The organism is Rhodococcus sp. NPDC019050 (assembly GCF_055664235.1).
This window is the reverse complement of the sequence record NZ_JBVOON010000009.1, coordinates 80806-99759: the sequence shown is the minus strand read 5'-3', so window position 1 is coordinate 99759 and position 18954 is coordinate 80806. Positions and strand designations below refer to the sequence as shown.

Sequence of the window (18954 nt, the reverse complement as noted above, 5' to 3'; positions counted from 1 at the left end):
GTCAGTAGACGTCGCGCACGTACCGCTTCTCCCGTTTGAGGGCCGTGACGTACTCGGCGGCCTGCTCCGGACTCATCCCACCGTGCTCGGCCACGATCTCGTGCAGCGTGGCGTCGACGTCCTTCGCCATGCGTGAGGCGTCGCCGCAGATGTAGAAGTGGCCACCTTCCTCGAGCCACGCGAACAGTTCCGCGCCGTGCTCCGTCATGCGGTTCTGCACGTAGATCTTCTCGGCCTGATCGCGGGAGAACGCCAGGTCCAGCCGGGTGAGCAGTCCCGACGCAGTGAACTCGGCGAGTTCGTCCTCGTAGATGTAGTCGGTGTCGCGGCGCTGATCGCCGAAGAACAGCCAGTTCTTCCCCGACGCGCCGCGCGCCCGCCGCTCCTGGAGGAAGCCGCGGAACGGGGCGATACCGGTCCCCGGCCCGACCATGATCATCGGCACGGTGTCGTCGGACGGGACACGGAACGCCTTGTTCTTCGTGACGAAAATGCCCACGGTGCCGTCACCGACGCGGTCCGCGAGATAGGTCGAGCAGACGCCGTGCCGCTTGCGGTCGTCGTCGCCGTACCGCACCGACGCGACCGTCAGATGTACCGAGCCGTCGCAGGCGTTCGGGCTCGACGAGATCGAGTACGCGCGGTGCTGCAACGGGCGCAGCAGCGACAGGAACTCCTCGGCCGAGAGTTCGGGCGCGGGTTCGAGCAGCAGGACGCCGAGGATGTCGCGTCCCCAGAGCCACTCGTCGAGCGCCGCCTTGTCGCCGTGCCGCAGCACATACGTCAACTCTTCGTTACGGGTGCGCTTTTCGACCTCTTCGAGCAGATCGACCGACGGCGCGGTAATCTCGTAGTCGTAGGTCAGCAGATGCGTGAGGTCGCTGTCGAAACCGGCCGGCACCACGGAACCGTCGAGGCGGAGCCGGTCGAGCAGCGCCTGCACGAGCGCGCCGTCGTTGATCGGGACGACGTTGAGCGCGTCGCCCGCCTCGTATTCGATGCCCGACTCACCCAGTGCGAACTCGTAGTGACGGATCTCCTTTGCCGAGCCTTCATCCGAGAGCACCCGATTGGTGGTCAGTGTCGCGGGATAGGGGTTCTTCCGCGTCCATTGCGACTTGGTGCGCGTCGGTGCCGTCGGGGCGGGTGCGGTGGGCGAACCCGTCCCCACGATCCCCTCGACCGCCGCGACGAGCGGCATCGTCTCGTCGATCCATGCGGCGGCGGCGTCCTCGAAATCGACGTCGCAGTCGACACGCGGCACGATGCGCTGCGCTCCGAGTTGTTCGAGCCGGGTGTCGAGGAGCTTGCCGGCCTGGCAGAAGCCGTCGTAACCGGTGTCACCGAGGGCGAGGACCGCGAAGTGCATGCCTTCGAGACGCGGTGCCGACTCCGCGGACAGTGCGTCCCAGAACAGTTCCGCGTTGTCGGGCATCTCGCCCTCGCCGTAGGTGGAGGTGACGATCAGCACGTGCCGGAGCGAGGCGAACCGGTCGAGATCCAGGTCGTCGAGCGCGCACACCACCGGTGCGAACCCGTGCGCGCGGGCCGCTGCGGCAGCGTCCTCGGCGACGGTTTCGGCATTGCCTGTCTGCGAGCCGTAGAGCACGTGCAGGGCCGGAGCGGAGCCGGTGGTTCCGGCAGCGTCGGCGGAACCTCCGGAGATCAGGCGGGTCTGCATGCCGGCGAGGAAGCCGGCGAGCCACGACCGCTGGTCGGCGGTGAACGGTGCATCGAGGGGGATGAAAGGAGTTGTCATGCGGGGACTCCCGTGGTCGGGGCGAGGATGTTCGGCACGGCGTTGCGGGCGAACAGTTCCTCGTATCCGGGCAGGCGGCCGATCGCGTCCAGATTCTTGCGGCTCTGCAGGAGAATCCAGCCGTACGTTCCGGGGGCGTCGACAGAACGGACATTGCGCAGGGCAAGAGCCTGCTTGTAGTCGCCGAGTCGCTTGTCGGCGACCAGCACCGCCAGTTGTTCGTCGGTGTGGTCGGCGATCGCGGCGAGTGCGTACCGTTCGAGCTTGGCCACGAGGAAGAAGTCCTCGGTGAGCAGCAGATTGCGCGCCGCTTTCTGCACGGCCGGATCCGAGACGTCCGACGCGCCAGGGACCTTCTGCAACGCCATCTCCTGCGCGGCGGCGAGCACCGTGTAGTTGTTCAGCAGCGCGTACATCGTCTCGGTGTCGGTGCCCACCGGCGTCTGTCCCCCGGCGACGGGCGCACCCGAGCGGTAGCTGTCCTTGAACTTGCGGACCTGGTGGGCCACCAGAGCGGACGCGACCTCCGCTGCGAGTTCCTTGCGCGACGCGGCGGCGAGGATTTCGTCGGCGTCCTGGTACTGGAGCAGCGCGCGCGGCATCCCGTACGTGAAGTTGTGCTGCTCGACCTGCCAGTTGTCCAGCAGGAAGCGGGCTTTCGCCGATCCGGTCGCCTCGACGTGCAGGTGCAGCAACCGTAGGACGGCGGCGTTGTGCAGTGCCGCCTGCGGATCGTCCCCGACGATGGAGCCGAGCAGGATCGAATCGGCACTCGCCTTCGCGGGGAGCAGTCCGTCCGGGTCGTACTGGTAGACGAACCCGCCCGACATGCCGTTGCCGAGGCCCTTACCGAACCCGCCGAGGTTGAGCACCGCACCGTTGGTCATGTACTCGCACCCGAAATCGCCGACACCTTCGACCACCGCGGTCGCACCGGAGTTGCGCACGGCGAATCGGTCGCCTGCTTCGCCCTGCACGAACAACCGGCCGCCGGTGGCGCCGAACAACGCGAAGTTGCCGATGAGCACGTTGCCGCCACGCTCATCGCGTCCTCCGCCGGGGGAGCGCAGCACGATCTCGCCACCGCACTGGCCCTTGCCGACACCGTCGTTTGCGGTGCCGGTGTGCTCGAGGCGCATGCCGTCGTTGCAGAACGCGCCGAACGAGAGCCCGGCCGACCCGGTGGTGGTGATGGTGACCGTGCCGTCGCGCAGCCACCGGCGGCCGCGCTCGTCGCTCAGCACGGACGGCAGGTGCCCGAGATCGTCGTGGTTGAGCATCCGCTCGATGTCGATCGCCAGTTGTGCGCCGACGCTCTTGTTGTTGTTGGTCAGGCGGACCCCGTCACCGAGTGCGACCGTAGTCCGCCGCGCCTCGACCAGGGCCTCCCGCAGGCTCACCAGCCACGCGTCGTCGAGCGAGTAGTCCTTCTCCAGGTAGACGGGGTTGTCGACGCGGACCTCGGGCAGGACCGTCAGCATGGCCCGCAGGTCCAGTTGCCCGATGCTCGACGGGTGGTCGAGCAGATGCAGCAGGTCCGCGCGGCCGCGCGCATCCCGCAGCGACCGCAAGCCCAGTCGCGCGAGCACCTCACGTGTTTCGTGCGCGATGTTGAGCAGGTACTGCGCCATGGCACGCGGATCACCGTCGAACATCTCCGGATTGGTGGTCAGACCGGCCGGGCACTTGACGTTGCAGTTCTTGGCCATGACACAGCCGAGCATCATCAGCGCCGTGGTGCCGAACTCGAAACTGTCGGCGCCGAGCATCGCGGAGACGATGACGTCCGACGCGGTCTGGTGCGCGCCCGAGCACCGCAGCACGACCTTCTCGCGCAGTCCGTTGGCCGTCAGGGCCTGATGCACCTCGGCCACGCCGATCTCGGCGGACCGGCCCGCGTACTTCAGGGACGTCACCGAAGCGGCACCGGTGCCGCCGGTGTTGCCCGCGACGTTGATGACGTCGGCGCCGGCCTTGGCGACGCCCACGGCGATGGTGCCGATGCCTTCCGACGACACCAGTTTGACGACGACGCGCACCCGCGCGGCCTTGGCGTCGTGGATGAGCTGCGCGAGGTCCTCGATGGAGTAGGTGTCGTGGTGCGGGGGAGGAGAAATCAGCTCGACACCGGGCGTCGCCCCGCGCGCGGCCGCGATCTCCACGGTCACCTTCTTCGCGGGAAGCTGGCCGCCTTCACCGGGTTTGGCTCCCTGTGCGATCTTGATCTCGATCTCTTCGAGCATCGGATCGGCGAGGTAACCGGCCCAGACTCCGAAGCGGCCGGACGCGAACTGCTTGATGCGGGAACCGCGGATCGTGCCGTACCGCGAGATGTGCTCGCCGCCCTCACCGCAGTTGGACATGCCGCCGACCATGTTGGTCCCGTGCGCGACGGCCTCGTGCGCATTGGAGTTCAGAGCGCCGTGGCTCATCGCGCCCGAGGCGAGGGTGCGAGTGATCTCGTGTGCGGGCTGCACCTGGTCCAGGCGCACTGCCGGCGGAGCCTGACGAACCAGAGCCAGGTAGTCGGCGGCGTCGCCCACCGCGTGCACGGTGAGCGTGTCGCCGTAGCAGCGGTGCGAGACGATGGCGTCACCGAATCGCGCGACGAGCGACCGGCCGAGTGCCGCGGGACGGGTGTGGTCGTCGGCGAGAGGACCGGTCAGCCGCAGCACGAACTCGTTCTCGCCCACGCGTGCCGCCGAGATACCGCGCACACGCATCGAGTTGTTGCCGTACCGCGAGAACCGGCCCATCTCCTTGCGGAAGTCGTCGTCGGTGACCGCATAGGTGACATCGGAGGGCAGAGCGAGCACGTCACGCAGCGCTGCCGGGCGGCGGGAGCGCTCTTCCGCCATCGTCCGGGCGAAGGCCCGGTATCCGGGAGTGATCTCGAAGGTGTCGATCTCGTCGTCGGTGAGGGCCCGGAAGCCGCCGTACCGATACGCGTCGTCGTCGAGACCGTGGGCGTCGGACAAACGGTGCAGCGGAAGCAGACGCAGGGAATCCGTCAGGTCCGGCTCGGCCTCGCGCGCGGCGGGCAACGCGACAGGCTCTTCGGTCATGTCGACGAACCCGCGCACGGCGGTGGTACCGAACGAGTGCCCGGCACCTTCGGCGCGTTCCTTGAACAGCCCGAGCAGCGGGACATCCGCCTCCGTCTCGACGGTGAGCGCGCGGCGGTGCCAGTCCGCCACCGCCTGGGCGATGGTGGCGAAACCGACGCCGCCCACGGGCGTGGCCACGTTGGGGAACCAGCGGCGCAGCACCTCGTCGTCGGTGTCGAGATAGCTCGGCTCGAAGAACTCCCCGCCGATGTACGACTCGACGGTGCACAACCCGACCCGGCCCATCGTCTTCATGAGCGACTTCTCGGCGGCCTTGCGGAACTTCAGGAAGGCGAGATCGGCGTCGGCGCCGTACTTTTCCTCCGCACGCATCTGCACGGTCAGCGGGTACACCGCGGCGGCGCCGAACCCGAGGGTCGCGGCGATGTGGTGGGAGGAGCACAACTGACCGGACTCCACGATCACCGACACCCGCAGGCGCAGACCCTCGTCGATGAGTCGCTGGTTGACCGCCGCGATCGCCAGGACCATCGGCAGCGCGGCGCGGTCGGTGGCGACGTGCCGGTCGGTGAGCACGGCGATACCACCGGACTCGCGTGCGAAGGCGGCGATGTGGTCGGCCACGCCGTCGATCGCGGCGGCCAGTGCGGCCGCATTGGCCTTCGTGTCGTCGAAGACCGGGCTGTAGAGCATCTCGAAGCGCCGCACGGGGGTGTCGGTCTGCTCCCGGATCCGGAGCATCTCGAGGTGCGTCAGGATCGGAGTGGGCACGACGATCTGGGTCGCGGTCGTCGACGGTGCGCCGCCGGCCGGTCGCGCACCGAGCGCGACACGCAGCGTCATGCCGTCGGCCTCGCGGATGGAATCGAGTGACGGGTTGGTCACCTGCGCGAACCGCTGCGAGAAGTATTTGGCGACACCGCCTTCCTGATCGGAGAGGGCGTTGATCGCGTTGCCGTATCCCATCGCGGAGATGCGTTCCTGGCCCGACGCGAGCGTCGGGTCGAGCATGAACCGGAACGACTCCTGGTTGAGCGCGTACGAGACGTAGCGCTGATGGCGTCCGAGGTCGCCGTTGTAGCGCAGCGGAGACCCGGCCTTTTCGGCGGGCACCGGAGGGAGCGCCTCGATCTCGCGGCGGGCCGCCTCGACCAGAGCCGCGTAATCGCGCTGCCCGGCGAGCATTTCGAGGGTTTCGACGGTGCTGTACGACCGCTGCGTCCGATGGTCGAAGTGCAGCATTCCACCGGCTTCGATGCGTCCGCGGCGCAGCACCGTCGCGGGTGCGAAATCGAACTGCCCGGCCTCGGACGTCACCGCGAGGTACTCGTCGGTTTCGACGGTTCGCAGCGGACGCAGACCGAGCCTGTCGAGGCGGGCGCCGACCACGCTGCCGTTGCCGAAGATCAGTGCGGCCGGACCGTCGTTCTTCTCCTCGTACAGGGAGAAGAACTCGAGCATCGCGCGCACGCCGGGGGACAACGAGGGGTCGTTCTCCCATGCCGGCGGCATCATCTGCACGACAGCCGTGACGAGGTCGAGATCGTCGAAGGCGATGCGGGACGCGAGGGTCTGGTCGAAGCGGCAACTGTCGGATTGTCCTGGCGGGCGGACGATGTCGCGTCCCGTCGCGCGTGCGAGTGCGCCCTCGAAGAGGCGGTTCTTGCGGTCGGTGTTCAGTTCGCCGTTGTGGGCCATGAGCCGGAACGGTTGCGCCATCGTCGGATGCGGGTCGGTGTTGGTGGAGAACCGCGTGTGGAAGAACAGGGTGTGCACCGAGTGCCGCGGGTCGGTCAGGTCCCGGAAATACGGGATGACCTCGTGAGAGTTCAACCGTCCCTTGAGGACCTGGGTGCGGGCACCGAGCGAGAGCGGGTACAGCCCCGCGAGTGCGGGCTCGGTGTAGGCGCGAGCCTCCACGTCGAGGAGCACGTCGTGCAGGAGCCGGTCGAATTGCTCGGCCGACGTGCAGGTCTCGGGGCGGGCGAAGATCCACTGCCGGATCGGAAGCTGGTACCGGATTGCGGCAGGACGCAGCACGCTGTTGTCGACCGGAACGTCGCGCACCGTGAGGACCGTGATGCCGGCCTTCGCCAGTGCCGCCGTGATCAGGTCCTCGGCCGCCGGGTGGGCCGCGACATCGGTGGGGAGAAAGAAGTTGCCGACACCGAAATGATCTTGCTGCAGCGGTGTTCCGGTGACGGCGGAGAAGAATTCCACCGACAGATCCACGTTGATACCGGCGCCGTCACCCACGCCCTCGGCGGACATACCGCCGCGATGGGGGACCACGCAGAGGGCCTCGTGTCCGCGGTCGAGAATCTCGCGGGTCTGGACACCGTCCTTGCGGGTGATGAACCCTACGCCGCAGCTGCTCTTGTCGACGGTGCTGTCGTACAAACCGGTGTCGTCGGCGTTCGTCAACGGAAGGCCCTCCTCGGCGGATCGGGTTCGGACGTCGTCCGACCGCGAGAACACGAAGGGGAAGGCGAAGATTCGCACTGATCCGCGATCGCACAGAGCTCTGCCGGAGACGGTGGTGAGAAACAGACGACGTTGTCCGGATGTGCCGAGCGATGCGACGGTGAAGCGCGCGAGCAGCGAAACCGATTGTAGCCTACGTGTTAACGGCATGTTCGGCGTCGTGCATCACAGGGGAGCGGCGCGAATCCTAGCGAGCAGCCGATGCCCCGCACCGATGCGACTTCCTTCGATACGCTGCGCCGAAAGAGACCCGCGACACACAACGGAGGCGCGCATGACCGGCATTTTGGACCGCACACAGATCTATATCGGCGGACAGTGGGTGGCGTCGGAGGGAACCGGCCGCATCGAGGTACTCGACCCCTCGACCGAAGAGGTCATTGCCGAGGTGGCGGAAGGAACTGCCGGAGACGTCGATCGTGCGGTCGCCGCGGCGAAAGCGGCGTTTCCCGCGTGGTCGTCGCTGAGCGGGCAGGCGCGAGGAGCGCACCTGGAGAAGGTCTCCGCCCTGGCGAACGAACGGGCCGCGCAACTGACCGCGATCGTCTCGCAGGACATGGGGATGCCGACGAAACTCGCGGCCGCCGTCCAGGTCGGTATGCCGCTGAAGAACATCGCGACCTACGCGGCGCTCGCGGCCGAGTACGCCTTCGACGACCGGGAGATCGGCAACGCTCTGGTCGTACGCGAACCCATCGGGGTCGTCGGCGCCATCACCCCGTGGAACTACCCGCTGCATCAGGTCGTCCTCAAGGTGTTCGCGGCGCTCGCTGCCGGGTGCACGGTGGTCCTCAAACCCACCGAAGTCGCGCCGCTGGTGAGCTACGCGCTCGTCGATATCGCAGACGAGGCGGGTCTGCCCGCCGGCGTGTTCAACGTCGTCAGCGGATACGGACCGGTCGTGGGCGAGGCACTGGCGGCACACCCCGACGTGGACATGGTGTCGTTCACCGGTTCGACCCGCGCCGGCAAACGGGTCGCGACGGTCGCGGCGGATACCGTCAAGAAGGTGGCGCTCGAACTCGGCGGCAAATCGGCCAACATCATTCTCGACGACGCCGACCTCGCCACCGCCGTCGCCGAGGGCGTGAGCAAATGCTTCCTCAACTCGGGGCAGACATGCACGGCCCTGACCCGCATGCTGGTTCCTGCCGAGCGGTTGCCGGAGGTCGCTGCGCTGGCAGAGCAGATCGCCCGCAAGTTCACCGTCGGGCACCCGGGCGATCCCTCGTCGAAGCTCGGACCGCTCGTGAGTGCGACGCAGCAGGCGCGAGTGCGGTCGTACATCGACAAGGGCGTGGAAGAAGGCGCAGAACTCGTGCTCGACGGTCGTGACACCGGGTTCGACACCGGCTACTTCGTCGGCCCCACCGTGTTCTCCGGGGTCACCGAGGAGATGACCATCGCCCGCGAAGAGATCTTCGGGCCGGTCCTGTCCATCATGGGTTACCGCGACGAGGACGACGCGGTGCGTATCGCGAACAACAGCGAGTACGGGCTGTCCGGCGGGGTGTGGTCCGGCGACCCGCAGCGCGCCGAGTCGGTCGCCCGCCGGATCCGGACGGGTCAGGTCTACATCAACGGGGGAGCGTTCAACACCGACGCTCCGTTCGGCGGCTACAAGCAGTCCGGCATCGGCCGGGAGGCCGGAGTCTTCGGCCTCGAGGAGTTCCTCGAGATCAAGACGATCCTGCGCTGACGCCGCGGTCCCTCCGGGCGCAACGAAGCCCCCGCACCGTGGGTGCGGGGGCTCGAGGTGGCCTGGTGGGCTATCTAGCCCCGGCGCGTGCGCCCGAGGCGCAGCAGCGTCATCGCGAGCGTGTTGCCGTCGGCGCCGAGTTCGCGGAAACGATCGAGAACCGCCATCTCCTCCGCCTGGGCCTCGCGGGTCGCGCCGGATTCTTTCGCCACAGCGCCGATGCGCTGTGCCAGTTCGGCGCGTCGCTTGATCACGTCGAGAATCTGGGCGTCGAGCTCTTGAACCTGTTCGAACAGCGTCCCGAGTTCAGCTTCGGTCGCCGATGCTGTGCCCTGGGTGTCGATGCCAGGCGAATCGAGCTGGACAGTCATGCAGATTCCTCCGGTCTCGTCTGAATCGTCAGAGATAGTGTCGCGTTTCGCACCGTAGGTGTTACTCGGCCGTACCGAAAAATCTCCGGAACCTCCTTCCGCCCCTGCTCCGAGCCCTGCGAAAGTGGCAACTGAACTGGGGCGACACTACAACTGACCGGTAAGTATGGTAATCGTCACATTCTCGTCTGCCAACCAGGGGTGCCGAGCCCTTCGGCCCGCTCCGCGCGCTCCCGTCCCGATCACCGATGGCCGGGGCCGCCCGGCCGTTCGGGTAGCGTCGGGCCCCGACCGGCACCGGCCGGGGGCGTCGGGGCTCCTGGCAGACCGGAAGGGGAGACCGATGCGACGAACGTACGTTCGGCGGGGCGGAAACGGAGAAACCGACAGTATTCGGGTGACTCCGGAACGCCCCCCGGAATGGCCGCGGCAGGACTGGAACAGGCCGGCGGCTGTGGCCACGGGAGCCGCTGCCCTCGTGGGGCTCGCCTCGCTGTGGGGAGGGTCGCGGGCCGCCGCGGCGGGTTCCGGCGGCGAGTTGCGATTCTTCCTCATCCTCGCGGTCCTGATGCTGCTCACCGCGGCGTTCGGGGCGGTGTACTGGTGGCCGGAACGACGCGAGCCGAAGGTGCGGTACACAGAAACCGGCGCTCGCGGAGCGACCGAGGTGCAAGCGCGCCAGGCCGTCTTCCTGCTGCTGATCACCATGGTCGGGTGCGCAGCCGCCCTGTCCCTCGGTGCGGCCGTCGAAGTGCTGCTCACCAACGGTGGCCTTCCCTTGGTCAGTGTCTTGCTGGCGATCCTCGGGGCCGTCTGCGTCGTATTCCTCGTCGAAGTGGCACTCGGCAGGATCCGGGCGGGAGCACTGACGCTCGGACCCGACGGGATCAGGCACCGCGGATGGTTCGTCGAGTCGTATCTGCCGTGGGTGTCGGTGGCGGGCCTTCGCGCGGTGCATCACGGCTACCCCGAGATGTGGGTGGAAGGCACCGAGACGGCCGCCTGGGCGCGTCGCCGGACCAGCAAGATCTTCCGGATGGAATCGCTCCCCGCCACCCCGCGGATCGTGGTCGACTCCCGGCGCTTCGATATCGACGCCTCCCTCCTCTATCGCGTCCTCGAGTTGTACGTCGGACGTCCGGATCTGCGTGCCGAACTCGGCACCCCGGACGCGGCGGCGCGCATCCACAGCGGTGATCTGACCGCCCCCGAGTGAGACCGCGGTAGCGATCGCGGGCTCAGGCACCCGGTGTCGTAACATGCGTCACGGATTTCCTCGTGCGACCAGCCACATCGGATTGCGGTTCGGAGCGTCGGCGTCGCGGGACAACGGTGTTCGACCAGAAACGGTGTTCGACCAGATAGGACGAGAACATGAGTACTCCGGAACCGATCGTCATCATCGACGGTGCACGTACCCCGGTCGGCAGCTTCGGTGGCGCCTTCAAGGGCGTCCCCGCCCACGAACTCGGTGCCACGGCTGTGCGCGCGGCTCTCGAGCGTGCCGGGGTGGCCCCGGAGGACATCGACGAAGTGATCATGGGATGCATCGGCCAGGTCGGTGCGGACGCCTACAACGCGCGCCGGGTCACCCTTGCCGCGGGACTGCCCGTCGAGACGCCGGCGCTCACCGTCAACCGGCTCTGTGGTTCCGGGCTTCAGGCAGTGTGGTCCGCTGCTCAGGAGATTCGCTGGGGCACCGCCGACATTGCGGTCGCCGGTGGCGACGAGAGCATGTCGCGCATGCCGTTCTACGACTTCGGTGCCCGCAACGGCTACAAGCTCGGCAACCGTGAACTCGTCGACGGCACGGTCGGCATGCTCACCGACCCGTTCAGCAACCTTCACATGGGTGTCACCGCCGAGAACGTCGCCCGCGAGTACGGCGTCGGCCGCGACGAGCAGGACGCCTTCGCCGTCGAATCGCAGCGCCGCGCCGCCACCGACGCAGCCAAGGCAGCATTTGCCGAGGAGATCACCCCGGTCGAGATCGGTGGACGCAAGCCCGTCACCGTCACCGACGACGAACACCCCAAGCCCGGTACGACCGTCGAAACCCTCGGCAAGCTGCGTTCCGCCTTCATCAAGGACGGCACGGTCACCGCAGGCAACGCCTCGGGCATCAACGACGGTGCGGCAGCCCTCGTGCTCGCGCGCGAGTCGGTGGCCCGCGACCGCGGACTCGGTGGCTCGGTGGTCCTCGAGGCCGTCACCACCGCGGCGATGGACCCGCAGCTCATGGGTTACGCGCCGACGTTCGCCCTGCGCAAGCTCTTCGAGCAGACCGGTACTTCCCCGGCCGACATCGGCACGGTCGAACTCAACGAGGCGTTCGCGTCGCAGGCGATCGCCGTGATGCGCGACGCGAAGCTCGACCCGGAGAAGACGAACCCGTACGGCGGTGCGATCGCTCTCGGCCACCCGGTCGGCGCGACCGGCGCGATCCTCACCCTGCGCGTGGCGAAGGACCTCGTCCGCCGCGACCTCGAACTGGGCATCGTTACGATGTGCATCGGTGGCGGGCAGGCTCTCGCGGCTCTGCTGCGCCGCGTGAACTGACCCGGGCGACTATCCCCACAGACCGGGGCCGGGCGACGAGATCGCCCGGCCCCGGTCTGTCACGTTCCGGCCTGGGTCATGTTCCGGTTTTCGGTCACGACTCGGACGGTCGCACGCGTCGGCTGCGTCCGTCCCAGTGCACCCGGGTCGTGACGGCCGACCCGTCGTCGAGGCGTCGCACCTCGTAGATATCGAGGGCTGGCACGCCCGGCACGCAGCCCCACAGCGCGTGCCCGGTCATCACGAAGTCGATGTCCTGCCGCACGAGCAGTCCCATGAGCTCACCGATGGTCGGTTCGTCGATCTTTGCGAACGCATCGTCGAGCAACACGAGACGCAGGGCCAGATCGGTGTCGGGCAAGCCGGACAGGTACCCGTCCGCAGCGGCGAACAGCGACACGTACGAGACGAACCGGGTCTCACCCTGGGAGATCTTGGCGCGGGTGGAGATCCGGCGTTCCTGATCGGGTTCGGGGCCCACGATCGTCACTTCGACGGTGTGCCACTTGCGGTAGTCCAGCGCCTGGGACAGATGCGTGGCGTACCCGGCCGACGGATCGGTCGCGTGCGACGACTCGACCCGGCGACGCAGCAACTCGAGGAGTTCCTCGCTGTCGCCCGGTGATCGCTCTCCGGTCAGCAGGCGGGTCACGAGCGCCGCGTCGGCGTCCTCCCGCACCGGACGCCATGCGATCCGCACGCCGATCCCGTGGGTCGTGCGACTGCCGGCCAGGCTGGTGTTCATCGCCGCAACCAGTTGCTCGGCCTGGGCGATCCGACGGCGTAGTTCGTCGGCAACCCCGCCCAGTACGAAACCGGTGAACACGTCGCGTTCGCGCTGGGACAGTGCCCGGCTCTCGTCCTCGGCCCGCTTGGTGAGTTCCGCCAGCACCCCGGTGGGTGTGGTGTCGTCGCCGACGCCGCCGATGGCCACCACGTGCGCGGACTCGGTGACGGTGTGCCGGACCTCGAGGCGATCGGAGATGTCGCGGTCGAAGCGTTGGAGTGCGGCGAGAATCCGGTTGTCGCCGGTCCCCGTGCTCGCCGGCAGCACGCTCAGCAGAGCCTGTGCGGCGGTGCGCACGTGGTCCGGGTCGTCGAGGTGGGCGAGCGGTTCGGCCGGAACGTCGGCGGCCGCGCTGATCTCGCGCAGTTGCACCTGCGCCGACAACCTGCCGGCGGCGGCCGCGAGTTCGTCGCGGTCGCGGCGGAGACGCTCGCGTACGGTCGCGCACTGCTGCAGGACTTCCGCAACGGCCTTACCGAGATGTTCGCGGTGGGTGACGGTGCGGCGGCACTGCTCTTCGGTGCGTGCGCGTTCGGCGTCGGAGTTGCGCAGTTCCCGCGCGAGATCGGCTGTATCGACGTCGAGTGCCTCGGCCTGCGCGGCGACGACGGCCGCCTTGCCGTGCCACTCGTGCCAGCACGATTCGGCGTTCTCCTCCGCCTCGGCTCGGACGCCGGACGCGGATGCGAAGCGGTCGACGGCGAGAGCGTGCCTACTTCGCGCGGCGAGAACCTCGCCGATGTCGCGTGCCAGATCCAGACACGTCTTTTCGGCGACCGCGCAGGTGGCGACGATCTCTTCGAGTTCGGCCACCTCTCGTGGCAGCGAGAAGTGGGTGCAGGTGGCGCGATGGGTGTCGAGGTCGGTGGACCATTGGCTCCGCAGGGTCGCGGCGTGTTTTCTGAGTTCTGTCGCGGCGGCGGCGCTGGTCTGCGCACGCCGGTCGGCTTCCCGGTAGCGGTGCACGGCCTCGTCGAGGGCGCCGGTGGTGGGAGCGGACGACGTGTGCGCGTACCACCGTGCCGGATTCGCGGCCGCGTCACCGCGTGCGGCTTCCCGGATCTCCTCGGCCAGATCCAGTGCGGCGAGATCCGCGGTGATCTCGTCGAGCCGAATGCGCCGCGCTGCCGTCGCGGCGTCGCGGGCCGCGGCGCCGATGTACCGCGTGGATTCGGCGGTGTGCCGGCCGCGCAGGACCCCGTTGTGCCAGCGTCCGTCCCGGGACACCGACGCGACCGCGGCGGCGTCTTCGAAGCCGATCGCGGACAGCACGGCCGTGATCGCCGAGAGGGGGACCTCCGTGTCGGGGCTGGGGACGAGCACCGTCGACAGCGGTTGCCTCGGCGGTTCGCCGCGAGGGGAGACCAGTACCTGGCCGGTGTGTGCCCGCAACCGGCCTTCACCGTCGACGGTCGCGGTGAGGAAACCTGCTGCGAGCAGCGCTGCTTCGATGCCGATGCGATCGTCGTCCCCGAGGGAGTCGGCGAATTCGACTGCCTGCCACAGCGGTACGCCGGTGCTCGGAGACTGCCACGGTGCACCCACGGGTGTCCCGTCGTCACTTTCCAGGGCGGCCTGTTCCTCCGCCAGTGCCCGGCGCCGGGAGTCGGCTTCGTGGTCCTGTACCGGCGCGGCAGCGGTCTCGCCCGGGGTTGCCGGCGCCGCATCGGCTGCGGCCGCCGGCAGTGCGGTGAGTTCCGACAGAATCGGATCGGCAGGGGAGTCGGTGTCCACGAGGTCGTCGAGGTACGCGGACAAGCGACGCATGAGCGCGACGGCGTCGATGTCCGGAAGGAGCGTGGACGTCGACTCGGAGGTGAGCCACTCACGCCACCCGTGCCGCAACGAGAGTGCGGCGTCGTCGAGTCTGCCCGAGGCCTCGAACCGCTCGGCGGCGTCGCGTTCGGCTTCCCCTGCGGCGCGCTCGGCGGCGGACTCCGCCTCGCGTACGCCGCGCCCGGAGAGGTCGAGCCGACGGGCTTCCCCGAGCCGCCGGGTGGCCTGCTCGCGGCGACGCCGGGCGGCAGCGGCGGCCTGCTCGGCTGCCGTCCGGGCGTCCTCGCAGTGCTCGGGGACGAGCTTGACCCGGGCGACCGTCGGACGCGGCGCCGATTCGGGTGGCGCATCCCGGTCGGTGCGGACCGGGTGCAGGCCCGACACCTCGCGTTCGATCTCGAGGCGGACGTCTGCGGGAAGTGCGCCCGGAGGAACCGTGGCGGCGGTGAGTTCACGTTTCGCCAGCGCGAGCCGTTCGGTCGCCCGGCCGACCGCCGACGCCAACTCGTCGAGGAGTTCACCGGCACGCTCGGATTCGAGACGCTCATGGGCGCGTGCCCGCGACGCGGCGGAAATCGCTTGATCCGCGGCGAGTCCCAGAGCGTCGACGGCTGCCTGTCGCTGGGCGAGATCGTCTGCGGTGCGGAACAACTCGTGTGTCTCGAGTCCGCGCATGGCGCGCTCGAGTTCGGCGAGCTGATCTCGTCGCTCGCGCAACCGTGTCTCGGCGGCGGCGGCCTGCGTGTCGAGATCGGCAGCATCGTTCTCTGCGGCCGCGAGTTCACGGTCGGTGTCCGACACCCGGTCGGCCGCGGCGACCGCAGCCTCGGCACTCGCACGCAACAGGTCGGCGGCATAACGCCGGTAGACCGCGTGGAACTGGCGAACGCGCGTCAGGGACGCCTCGAGCTGCGCCTGCGCGCGGCGGCTCTCCCCGAGGAGATCGAGTTGGCTGCCCGCTTCCAGCAGCATGTTGTCGGCCAGGGGAGGCAGGGCGTCGGAGAGGATCTGCGGGAGCCGGCCCTCGTCGATGCGGTTGCCGACATCGGGTGAACGCAAGGTGTGCAGCAATTGCAGCAGCCCGGTGTAACGGTCGCGGCCGCCTTCGCCGCGCAGCCCGAAGACCAGGTCGCGGACGGTGTCCCGATGTCGCTCGGGTTCGCGCGTGAGCCTGTCCGCCCCGATCCGCCCGGCGAGATCGTCACGCGAGAGAGGGGAGCGCAGTTCGTCGACGAGTTGCAGGTCGTGCCCGACTCGCAGGTCGGTGGTGAAGAAGTGCACCTCGCTGCGATGGGCGGTCGAGCTGTACCGGATGTGCGCGCCGATCGTGAGATGACCTGCGGGCCGCGTCAATTCGATCCACAGGTATCCGATCCGGTTGGTCTGCCCGCCGGCGCCGGTGCGCATCAGTTCGTCGAGGTCGACCTTCGCGGCGCCCGTGGCATCCATCCGCTTGCGGTCGGCGTCGAGCAGGAACGGCAGGAGCATCTCGAGTGCACGAGACTTACCCGAACCGTTGGTGCCGCGCAGGATCATCCGGCCACCCGACAGCGTGAACTCGGTGTCTAGGTAGTGCCACACGTTGACGATTCCTGCTCGCGACAGGCGCCAGCGATCGGGATGGCTGGCCGGAACGCCCTCGTCGAGAAGGAGGGCGTCGGAGGAGTGGGTCATGTGGCAGATCTTTCGGCGGCGGTGGGTCGGTAACGGGCTGCGGGGGCGGCCAGTATGAGTCCGTCCTCGAGGGGGCGGGCGAGTCCCAGTCGTGCGAGCAGCGACACGACATCGCGTCGGAGCAGCGGGACGTCACGGACGTAGTCACGACGCCACGTGCGCGCGTGGGTCGCCGCGAGTTCTTCGAGGACGGCGTCGAGGGCGTCGGTGTCGACGTGGAGGTCGGCACCGGGTTCGGTGTCGTACCGGTCGGTGAGTTCGGAGACGAGCAGCAGTGCTGCCTGCTCCAGCGTGCCCGCTCCGGGGAACGGCACGTCGGTGAGTTCACCGTCGGGGTCGTAGGCCAGGGCGCCTTCGGTGCGGATCTCGAGAACGAGCCCGAAGTCCTCGTCGAGCAGGCGGGTCAGCTCGGCCCGGTCGCGCACGAGTACGTCGAGGGCTTCCGCGTCCAGGTCGGTGCGGGCGACGAACGGGTTCTCCACCAGCCGGCGATACAACCGTCGGGTCGGCGGCTCGGGTACCGGCGGCGACAGGACCGCCGCGGGCCCGGCGGCCTTGTGCAACGGACCCGACAGGAGGTGGGGAAGCAGCGCACGGTCCACGGTCAGCAGGACCTCGCCGGGAACGTCGGCGTCTCGGTCGGCTTCCCCGTCGGTCTCGCCCAGGACGCCCCACTCCTGGAGCGTCTGCAATGCCGACACGAGGTGCCGCCGCTCGGACAGGGTGTCGCCGAGTTCGATGCCGTGTTCCTCCGCGTCGGCGCGAATCCGGTCCACGAGGTTGGAGACGAGGACGCGATCGTCGGTACCGGGTGCGAGCAGGGCCGCGCACACCAGCGCCAGATACATGTACGCGGTGGCGCCGAACTCGTCCCCGTTGCTCCGGCGCAGTGGACGGCTCGGGGCCGAACCATCGATCGGCGCCTTGGTCAGCCGGACGAACGTGGTGTCGACGACGAGGGTGTACCCCAGCCTGTCGGCGAACATCGACTTCAGCGAGGTGGCGTGCCGCCGGACGAGTTCGAAGGTCTCCGGGTCCTGCGCGGCGGTGAGTATCGGCTGCTGGAGCAGGATCCGGGCCGCATGACGCCGGCCGGTCGTGTCCTGGGCGACGGTGCCCGTCGAGGTGGTCACGGCATCCCCGTTCTCTGCGAGTCGGTGTCGGTCCGGTCGCGGGCACCGCCGGGCACCGAAGCCCGCAGCGAGAGCGAGTGCACGGTGAGGTCACCGCCGGGGGAGTGCACCACGGTGTCGGGACCCGGCTCGGCGGTGAGGGAGAAGCCGAGATCGTGGTCGTCGACACGGACGGGCCCGTCGACGGATCGGTGTCGTGCGAGAAGTGCACCGAGAGCGTCGAGCAACAGGTCGCGCGCCGGATCGGAGACATGCGCGCCGTTCAGGTCGCCCGCCTCGCACAGTTCGGTCACCGCCGCAGCGCGCTCGCGCGATTCGCGTGCCGCGAGTGCGTCGGCACGGGTCCGGTCGGACGCCGGATCGGGGATGCGCGCGGTGCGGCCCCGCGGCGAACGATCGCCGCGTTCGCGCAGTGACGCAGGAATCGGCACGGGGTCGGCCTCCCACCAGGAGGTGCCCGGCCCCACCCGAGGGTCGGGTTCGTCGGGGCCGAGAAGGAGGTGACGACTGGGGTACGCGCCGAAGGTCGCGGCGAACAGGCGGTGCGCCTGCTCGTCGGAGGACTCGGCGAACCACCCCGCGAGCCGGAGGAGATCGGCGCGGTGGGAGAAACCCGGTGTGGCGGCCGTGAGTCGCCGGGTGTGGATCAGCAGGCGGCTCAGCGCGTGCGCTGCCGCGTCGCGCAACCGGCGCGGTCCCGAATCCTCGTCGAACCATTCCGCCAGTTCGTCCCAGTCGCTGCGGCTGCGCCCCGGCGACCGGACGACGCCCGCCGGATCGGGTAGTCCGGTCGTGGGTAGCGCGTCGAGGACCAGGTCCAGCCGGGGCAGGAGGTCGCGTAGCCGCGCGGCGACGACGGGAGCGTGTTTCGCGACATCCGAGGTGACGACGTCGAGATACTCGAGCAGCAGGAGCTTGAACTCGGTGTACTCGTCGTCGGACAGATCCAGCCGGGCGAGCACGCCACCGAGGTAGGTGTAGAAGTCGGCGATGCTGTCGGTGAACACCCGGTGGTGGGCGAACACCCCGGTGACGTGCCCCGCGAGGGCATCGGGATCTGCCACGGTGCCCGAGTCGCCGACGAGGTCGTCGATGTGGACGAGGGCGTCGGCGATCCGGCCGAGGGATTCGCGCGCGACCTCGCGGGCCCCGTCCCGTGACGCCACCACCGCACCAGCCTCGCGGTGCACACGAGCACCGGGAACGGTGGTGCGATACCGGGCGCGGGCACGGACGTAGTCGGCGACGGCACCTCCACCCGCGTCCCGTCCGGACGTCGCGAGATTCCCCCAGTGGACGAGTTTGCGGCAGCGGGTCTCGACGACGTCGGCGTGGAGTGGTGTGCCGTTCGCGGCAAGGGTCGAGGCGATGTCCGCGGCGGAGAGTTCGGCGAGCAGGAGATCGGAGAAGCAGTCCATCACGGCGACGTAGTCGTCGGCTTCTTCGGCGACCAGATATCGGAACAGGTCTCGGCTGCCCCCATCACCCATCCGAACCTCCTGCACCTGCGCCGTCACGGTAGGGACAGGCTAGCGGTGCCGGCCGTCCGGCCAGTGCTCGCCCGGCACGGGCTCGAGACGTATGACAACGGCTTGGGGCGGTGGCTCGCGCTCGTCGTGGGTAGATCACGCTGGGGCAACGTAC

The 18954-nt window shown here is 68.9% G+C and carries 9 protein-coding genes; 3 read left to right on the top strand and 6 right to left on the bottom strand.

Features of this window, described 5'->3' with window-relative positions; genetic code table 11:
* Window position 1 precedes the first annotated feature (1 nt).
* Window positions 2-1759, bottom strand: a complete 1758-nt coding sequence (locus AC0B44_RS11950) for a sulfite reductase subunit alpha (RefSeq protein WP_471903096.1) — start codon at window positions 1757-1759, stop codon at window positions 2-4.
* The gene (locus AC0B44_RS11945) at window positions 1756-7251 is read right to left on the bottom strand and encodes a glutamate synthase-related protein (protein ID WP_471903095.1); all 5496 of its coding nucleotides are present in this window, start codon (window positions 7249-7251) and stop codon (window positions 1756-1758) included. The genes AC0B44_RS11950 and AC0B44_RS11945 overlap by 4 nt, the downstream gene beginning before the upstream one ends.
* Before the next feature lie 334 nt (window positions 7252-7585).
* Between AC0B44_RS11945 and AC0B44_RS11940 the strand changes: the two genes are divergently transcribed.
* A complete protein-coding gene (locus AC0B44_RS11940; protein WP_471903094.1) occupies window positions 7586-9010 on the top strand; it encodes an aldehyde dehydrogenase family protein in 1425 nt (474 codons plus the stop codon).
* Window positions 9011-9084: 74 nt separating this feature from the next.
* Here the strand turns inward: AC0B44_RS11940 and AC0B44_RS11935 are convergent, their stop codons facing one another.
* Window positions 9085-9381 carry a chorismate mutase gene (locus tag AC0B44_RS11935; RefSeq protein WP_471903093.1) on the bottom strand — a complete coding sequence of 99 codons (297 nt, stop codon included), beginning with the start codon at window positions 9379-9381 and terminating at the stop codon, window positions 9085-9087.
* Window positions 9382-9778: 397 nt separating this feature from the next.
* Here AC0B44_RS11935 and AC0B44_RS11930 point away from each other — a divergent pair, with 397 nt between their 5' ends.
* Window positions 9779-10597, top strand: a complete 819-nt coding sequence (locus AC0B44_RS11930) for a hypothetical protein (protein WP_471903092.1) — start codon at window positions 9779-9781, stop codon at window positions 10595-10597.
* Window positions 10598-10755: 158 nt separating this feature from the next.
* Window positions 10756-11940, top strand: a complete 1185-nt coding sequence (locus AC0B44_RS11925) for a thiolase family protein (RefSeq protein ID WP_471903091.1) — start codon at window positions 10756-10758, stop codon at window positions 11938-11940.
* A gap of 94 nt (window positions 11941-12034) precedes the next feature.
* Here the strand turns inward: AC0B44_RS11925 and AC0B44_RS11920 are convergent, their stop codons facing one another.
* Genes AC0B44_RS11920 through AC0B44_RS11910 form a run of 3 tightly spaced genes read right to left on the bottom strand, consistent with a single transcriptional unit; the run spans window position 12035 to window position 18827 of the window.
* A complete protein-coding gene (locus AC0B44_RS11920) occupies window positions 12035-16177 on the bottom strand; it encodes a TIGR02680 family protein (protein ID WP_471903090.1) in 4143 nt (1380 codons plus the stop codon).
* On the bottom strand, window positions 16174-17310 hold the full coding sequence (locus tag AC0B44_RS11915) for a TIGR02678 family protein (protein WP_471903089.1): 1137 nt from the start codon (window positions 17308-17310) through the stop codon (window positions 16174-16176). The genes AC0B44_RS11920 and AC0B44_RS11915 overlap by 4 nt, the downstream gene beginning before the upstream one ends.
* Complete coding sequence (locus AC0B44_RS11910; RefSeq protein WP_471903088.1) at window positions 17307-18827, bottom strand: TIGR02677 family protein; 1521 nt, start codon at window positions 18825-18827, stop codon at window positions 17307-17309. The genes AC0B44_RS11915 and AC0B44_RS11910 overlap by 4 nt, the downstream gene beginning before the upstream one ends.
* Window positions 18828-18954 lie beyond the last annotated feature (127 nt).

Coding starts and splice junctions, on each gene's coding strand:
- AC0B44_RS11920 (WP_471903090.1), bottom strand. CDS start 16,177: ATGACCCACTCCTCCGACGCCCTCCTTCTCGACGAGGGCGTTCCGGCC.
- AC0B44_RS11940 (WP_471903094.1), top strand. CDS start 7,586: ATGACCGGCATTTTGGACCGCACACAGATCTATATCGGCGGACAGTGG.
- AC0B44_RS11935 (WP_471903093.1), bottom strand. CDS start 9,381: ATGACTGTCCAGCTCGATTCGCCTGGCATCGACACCCAGGGCACAGCA.
- AC0B44_RS11925 (WP_471903091.1), top strand. CDS start 10,756: ATGAGTACTCCGGAACCGATCGTCATCATCGACGGTGCACGTACCCCG.
- AC0B44_RS11950 (WP_471903096.1), bottom strand. CDS start 1,759: ATGACAACTCCTTTCATCCCCCTCGATGCACCGTTCACCGCCGACCAG.